The sequence below is a fragment of the Acinetobacter qingfengensis genome, assembly GCF_008693185.1.
GTDB lineage: Bacteria > Pseudomonadota > Gammaproteobacteria > Pseudomonadales > Moraxellaceae > Acinetobacter > Acinetobacter qingfengensis.
On record NZ_VXKN01000020.1, the window covers coordinates 1 to 5,704 of the forward strand.

Below are 5,704 nucleotides of genomic sequence, written 5' to 3' on the forward strand. Positions count from 1 at the left end.
AAAAAAGGGTTTTGGGGTATTGCAAAGGTATGGGGATAGTGTAGAATGCACATCCATCGGCGGTGATGCAGATAAAAACTTGTTGAAAAACAGGGTGTTAGTTAGGGCTTAAGGGTTTTGATTATCATTTTGGGAGAAGGAATAAGTTTTAAAGAAATCTAAATTACCAGTTGACTTTGAAGAGATTTAGAGTAATATAGCCGACCTAGCTTGCTGATGACGAGTCAGTGAGAAGATCATTAAGAGCAATGAAGAACAACTTGTGTGGATTTTTACTAATTGATTGATCGATAAAATATCATTGATTGGATTGGTAGAAATTACTCGAAGTTTATTTGAGTGAATTTTTAGTCAGTACGATGAATGAGCCAGAATTGGCACCTTGTCTATAAATAAGGTGCGAAATGATTTTAACTGAAGAGTTTGATCATGGCTCAGATTGAACGCTGGCGGCAGGCTTAACACATGCAAGTCGAGCGGGGGATATTACTTCGGTAATTGACCTAGCGGCGGACGGGTGAGTAATACTTAGGAATCTGCCTATTAGTGGGGGACAACGTTCCGAAAGGAGCGCTAATACCGCATACGCCCTACGGGGGAAAGCAGGGGATCACTTGTGACCTTGTGCTAATAGATGAGCCTAAGTCGGATTAGCTAGTTGGTGGGGTAAAGGCCTACCAAGGCGACGATCTGTAGCGGGTCTGAGAGGATGATCCGCCACACTGGGACTGAGACACGGCCCAGACTCCTACGGGAGGCAGCAGTGGGGAATATTGGACAATGGGGGAAACCCTGATCCAGCCATGCCGCGTGTGTGAAGAAGGCCTTATGGTTGTAAAGCACTTTAAGCGAGGAGGAGGCTTACCTAACTAATACTTAGGCTAAGTGGACGTTACTCGCAGAATAAGCACCGGCTAACTCTGTGCCAGCAGCCGCGGTAATACAGAGGGTGCGAGCGTTAATCGGATTTACTGGGCGTAAAGCGTGCGTAGGCGGCTTATTAAGTCGGATGTGAAATCCCCGAGCTTAACTTGGGAATTGCATTCGATACTGGTAAGCTAGAGTATGGGAGAGGATGGTAGAATTCCAGGTGTAGCGGTGAAATGCGTAGAGATCTGGAGGAATACCGATGGCGAAGGCAGCCATCTGGCCTAATACTGACGCTGAGGTACGAAAGCATGGGGAGCAAACAGGATTAGATACCCTGGTAGTCCATGCCGTAAACGATGTCTACTAGCCGTTGGTCTCTTTGAGGGATTAGTGGCGCAGCTAACGCGATAAGTAGACCGCCTGGGGAGTACGGTCGCAAGACTAAAACTCAAATGAATTGACGGGGGCCCGCACAAGCGGTGGAGCATGTGGTTTAATTCGATGCAACGCGAAGAACCTTACCTGGCCTTGACATAGTGAGAATCTTTCAGAGATGAGAGAGTGCCTTCGGGAATTCACATACAGGTGCTGCATGGCTGTCGTCAGCTCGTGTCGTGAGATGTTGGGTTAAGTCCCGCAACGAGCGCAACCCTTTTCCTTACTTGCCAGCATTTCGGATGGGAACTTTAAGGATACTGCCAGTGACAAACTGGAGGAAGGCGGGGACGACGTCAAGTCATCATGGCCCTTACGGCCAGGGCTACACACGTGCTACAATGGTCGGTACAAAGGGTTGCTAGTCCGCGAGGGCATGCTAATCTCAAAAAGCCGATCGTAGTCCGGATTGGAGTCTGCAACTCGACTCCATGAAGTCGGAATCGCTAGTAATCGCGGATCAGAATGCCGCGGTGAATACGTTCCCGGGCCTTGTACACACCGCCCGTCACACCATGGGAGTTTGTTGCACCAGAAGTAGCTAGCCTAACAGCAATGAGGGCGGTTACCACGGTGTGGCCGATGACTGGGGTGAAGTCGTAACAAGGTAGCCGTAGGGGAACCTGCGGCTGGATCACCTCCTTAACGAAAAGGTTGGTTGATTGGTAAGAATCCACAACAAGTTGTTCTTCAGTATCTATTGGGTCTGTAGCTCAGTTGGTTAGAGCACACGCTTGATAAGCGTGGGGTCACAAGTTCAAGTCTTGTCAGACCCACCATACACAAAAGATACAAAATGCTATAAGCTGGGGACTTAGCTTAGTTGGTAGAGCGCCTGCTTTGCACGCAGGAGGTCAGGAGTTCGACTCTCCTAGTCTCCACCACGAACTTAAGAGAAGTTTGGATTACAGAAATTAGTAAATAGAGATAAGATCTTGGTTTATTAACTTCTGTGATTTAAGTATCACGGTATTAAGCATGACCTGACGAAGGTATGTTTATTCATTAACAGATTAAAGAATTGAGTCTGAAATAAATTGTTCACTCAATCATTTATTTGAACAAGTCATTGTTTAGATAAGATGAATTGAGAACTAGCAAAAACACTGAATCAAGCGTTTTGGTATATGAATTGATTACTATTATATCATCCCGACTATTTGGGGTTGTATAGTCAAGTAATTAAGTGCATGTGGTGGATGCCTTGGCAGTCAGAGGCGAAGAAAGACGTGATAGCCTGCGAAAAGCGTCGGGGAGGCGGCAAATATCCTGTGATCCGGCGATGTCTGAATGGGGGAACCCACCTACTATAAGGTAGGTATTGCATGATGAATACATAGTCATGCAAGGCGAACGAGGGGAAGTGAAACATCTCAGTACCCTTAGGAAAAGAAATCAATTGAGATTCCCTTAGTAGCGGCGAGCGAACGGGGATTAGCCCATTAAGTTGTGTGTGTTTTAGTGGAACACTCTGGGAAGTGTGACAATAAAGGGTGATAGTCCCGTACACGAAAGGGCACGCACAATGAAGACGAGTAGGGCGAGGCACGTGAAACCTTGTCTGAACATGGGGGGACCATCCTCCAAGGCTAAATACTCCTGACTGACCGATAGTGAACCAGTACCGTGAGGGAAAGGCGAAAAGAACCCCTGTGAGGGGAGTGAAATAGATCCTGAAACCGCATGCATACAAGCAGTGGGAGCCAACTTGTTTGGTGACTGCGTACCTTTTGTATAATGGGTCAGCGACTTATATTCAGTAGCGAGGTTAACCGTATAGGGGAGCCGTAGGGAAACCGAGTCTTAATAGGGCGTCTAGTTGCTGGGTATAGACCCGAAACCAGGCGATCTATCCATGAGCAGGTTGAAGGTTGGGTAACACTAACTGGAGGACCGAACCCACTGTCGTTGAAAAGCCAGGGGATGACTTGTGGATAGGGGTGAAAGGCTAATCAAGCCTGGTGATAGCTGGTTCTCCCCGAAAGCTATTTAGGTAGCGCCTCGGACGAATACCATAGGGGGTAGAGCACTGTTTCGGCTAGGGGGTCATCCCGACTTACCAAACCGATGCAAACTCCGAATACCTATGAGTACTATCCGGGAGACAGACTGCGGGTGCTAACGTCCGTAGTCAAGAGGAAAACAATCCAGACCGCCAGCTAAGGCCCCAAAATCATAGTTAAGTGGGAAACGATGTGGGAAGGCATAGACAGCTAGGAGGTTGGCTTAGAAGCAGCCACCCTTTAAAGAAAGCGTAATAGCTCACTAGTCGAGTCGGCCTGCGCGGAAGATGTAACGGGGCTAAAACTATGTGCCGAAGCTGCGGATGTAACTTTAGAGTTACGTGGTAGGGGAGCGTTCTGTAAGCCGATGAAGGAGAATTGAGAAGTTCTCTGGAGGTATCAGAAGTGCGAATGCTGACGTGAGTAACGACAAAACGGGTGAAAAACCCGTTCGCTGAAAGACCAAGGGTTCCAGTCCAACGTTAATCGGGGCTGGGTGAGTCGACCCCTAAGGTGAGGCCGAAAGGCGTAATCGATGGGAAATGGGTTAATATTCCCATACTTCTGTGTAATGCGATGAGAGGACGGAGAAGGTTAAGTCAGCCTGGCGTTGGTTGTCCAGGTGGAAGATTGTAGGCATGTATCTTAGGCAAATCCGGGGTACTTTATGCTGAGAGTCGATAGCAATCTGTACTTGTACAGAGAAGTGGCTGATACCAAGCTTCCAGGAAAAGTCTCTAAGCTTCAGTTACACAGGAATCGTACCCTAAACCGACACAGGTGGTCAGGTCGAGTAGACCAAAGCGCTTGAGAGAACTCTGCTGAAGGAACTAGGCAAAATGGTACCGTAACTTCGGGAGAAGGTACGCTGTTGTTGGTGAAGGAACTTGCTTCCTGAGCTGATGACAGCCACAGAAACCAGGCCGCTGCAACTGTTTATTAAAAACATAGCACTCTGCAAACACGAAAGTGGACGTATAGGGTGTGATGCCTGCCCGGTGCTGGAAGGTTAATTGATGGGGTTAGCGTAAGCGAAGCTCTTGATCGAAGCCCCAGTAAACGGCGGCCGTAACTATAACGGTCCTAAGGTAGCGAAATTCCTTGTCGGGTAAGTTCCGACCTGCACGAATGGCATAATGATGGCGGCGCTGTCTCCAGCAGAGGCTCAGTGAAATCGAAATCGCTGTGAAGATGCAGTGTACCCGCGGCTAGACGGAAAGACCCCGTGAACCTTTACTGCAGCTTGACACTGAACTTTGACCTTACTTGTGTAGGATAGGTGGGAGGCTATGAAATGGTGACGCCAGTTGCCATGGAGCCATCCTTGAAATACCACCCTGGTAATGTTGAGGTTCTAACTCTGTCCCGTGATCCGGGACGAGGACCGTGTCTGGTGGGTAGTTTGACTGGGGCGGTCTCCTCCTAAAGAGTAACGGAGGAGTACGAAGGTGCGCTCAGCGTGGTCGGAAATCACGCGTAGAGTATAAAGGCAAAAGCGCGCTTAACTGCGAGACCCACAAGTCGAGCAGGTACGAAAGTAGGTCTTAGTGATCCGGTGGTTCTGTATGGAAGGGCCATCGCTCAACGGATAAAAGGTACTCTGGGGATAACAGGCTGATACCGCCCAAGAGTTCATATCGACGGCGGTGTTTGGCACCTCGATGTCGGCTCATCTCATCCTGGGGCTGAAGCAGGTCCCAAGGGTATGGCTGTTCGCCATTTAAAGAGGTACGCGAGCTGGGTTTAGAACGTCGTGAGACAGTTCGGTCCCTATCTACCGTGGGCGCTGGAAATTTGAGAGGATCTGCTCCTAGTACGAGAGGACCAGAGTGGACGAACCTCTGGTGTACCGGTTGTGACGCCAGTCGCATCGCCGGGTAGCTATGTTCGGAAGGGATAACCGCTGAAAGCATCTAAGCGGGAAGCCTACCTCAAGATAAGATTTCCCTTGGAGTTTATCTCCACTAAAGAGCCGTTGAAGACTACGACGTTGATAGGTTGGATGTGGAAGCATAGTGATATGTGAAGCTGACCAATACTAATTGCTCGTGAGGCTTGACTATACAACACCCAAGTGGTTGTAAATCGTATCAATGATTAAAATCATACCTTGATTTAGTGAAATTGCTCAGTATAATACAGCAACTTATATCAGACTCAGTCTAATCTGTTATGCACCTATTTGGTGGTTGATGTTGGCATAGTGAAGACCAATGTCACCCCATCACAGTTGTGCTGGCGACCATAGCAAGAGTGAACCACCTGATCCCTTACCGAACTCAGAAGTGAAACCTCTTCGCGCTGATGGTAGTGTGGGGTTACCCATGTGAGAGTAAGTCATCGCCAGCTCATTATTCTAACCCCCGGTAGTCATCCTGCCGGGGGTTCTTCTTTTA

2 tRNA genes and 3 rRNA genes are annotated in these 5,704 nt (G+C 48.5%); all 5 read left to right on the plus strand.

Features of this window, described 5'->3' with window-relative positions:
- Window positions 1-411 precede the first annotated feature (411 nt).
- The 5 genes from F4V57_RS14590 to rrf all read left to right on the plus strand — a co-directional run bounded on the left by F4V57_RS14590 (window position 412) and on the right by rrf (window position 5,657).
- Window positions 412-1,950, plus strand: a 16S ribosomal RNA gene (locus F4V57_RS14590).
- Window positions 1,951-2,007: 57 nt separating this feature from the next.
- Window positions 2,008-2,084: transfer RNA gene (locus tag F4V57_RS14595), tRNA-Ile, on the plus strand.
- A 29-nt stretch (window positions 2,085-2,113) separates the two neighbouring features.
- Window positions 2,114-2,189, plus strand: a tRNA-Ala gene (locus tag F4V57_RS14600).
- A gap of 288 nt (window positions 2,190-2,477) precedes the next feature.
- Window positions 2,478-5,371 (plus strand): 23S ribosomal RNA (locus tag F4V57_RS14605).
- Window positions 5,372-5,542: 171 nt separating this feature from the next.
- A 5S ribosomal RNA gene (gene rrf / locus F4V57_RS14610) occupies window positions 5,543-5,657 on the plus strand.
- Together the 16S, 23S and 5S rRNA genes with 2 tRNA genes alongside form the textbook arrangement of a ribosomal RNA operon.
- The last annotated feature ends 47 nt before the right edge of the window (window positions 5,658-5,704 follow it).